At 58.4% G+C, this 1,008-nt stretch carries 1 protein-coding gene; it reads right to left on the bottom strand.

Annotation, left to right across the window (positions count from 1 at the left end; translation table 11 throughout):
* Positions 1-1,008, bottom strand: a 1,008-nt coding sequence (locus H7A76_RS32215) for an immunoglobulin-like domain-containing protein (protein ID WP_185702244.1), incomplete at both ends; no start/stop codon positions are given.

Genomic DNA, 1,008 nt, shown 5'->3' with positions numbered 1-1,008 from the left:
GCAGCGTTGGTCAAGGTAGCGGTGTAGGTGATCTGGCCACCTTCGGCAACCGTACCGGTGGCCGAGAGGCTGAGGCCAGTGTCATCGACGGTATCGGTAACGTTGGTATTCACCGGGGTCTTATCGGCGACCAGGTTCTCGTAGTTACCACCGCTGACATCGGTGATGGAGTTGGTGACGGAAGTATGGCCAACCAGTGCGTCGTTCGGTGCAGTGATGTTGATCGAGGCGGTGGTTTCGCCGACTGGGATGGTGATCTTCTCGCCGTTAGCGAGGGTGACGACCACAGGCGAGCCCGTCACTGGAGCGGTGACGGTCACGGTGTAGGTGATCTGGCCACCCTCGGCCGCCGACGGAGTCGCTTTGAGCGACACAGTCGAATCATCGATGGTGTCAGTGACGTTGGTCACAGCTGGCGCTGGGTTGGTCACCAGGTTTTCAAAGTTACCGCCTTCGGCTTTGGTAATGGTCGCTTCGACCTTACCGGCGTCTTTATAGACGTCATCGGCCGGCGCAGGAACGGTCACGGTACCGGAGGTTTTACCGGCTTCGATAGTAATCACTGCGCCGTTGGACAGCGTTACGGTGACCGGAGTACCAGCAGCGTTGGTCAGGGTGGCGGTATAAACAATGGAACCGCCTTCTGCGACCGTCCCGGTAGCGGACAGGGTCAGGCCAGTGTCATCAACGGTATCGGTGACATTGGTGTTGACTGGAGTCTTATCAGCTACGAGGTTCTCGTAATTGCCACCACTCACGTCAGTGATCGAGTTAGTGACGGAAGTATGGCCAACCAGTGCGTCGTTCGGTGCAGTGACGTTGATCGAGGCGGTGGTTTCACCGACTGGAATGGTGATCTTTTCACCGTTGGCCAAGGTGACTACGACCGGAGAGCCAGTGACGGGCGCAGTGACGGTCGCGGTGTAGGTGATCTGGCCGCCCTCGGCCGCCGATGGAGTTGCTTTGAGCGACACCGTCGAATCATCGATGGTGTCAGTGACGTTGGTG

The sequence above is a fragment of the Pseudomonas sp. MSSRFD41 genome, from assembly GCF_014230245.1.
In the GTDB taxonomy this organism is placed as follows: domain Bacteria; phylum Pseudomonadota; class Gammaproteobacteria; order Pseudomonadales; family Pseudomonadaceae; genus Aquipseudomonas; species Aquipseudomonas piscis.
The sequence above is the reverse complement of the archived record's forward strand: the minus strand, read 5'-3'. Positions and strand labels throughout refer to the sequence as shown.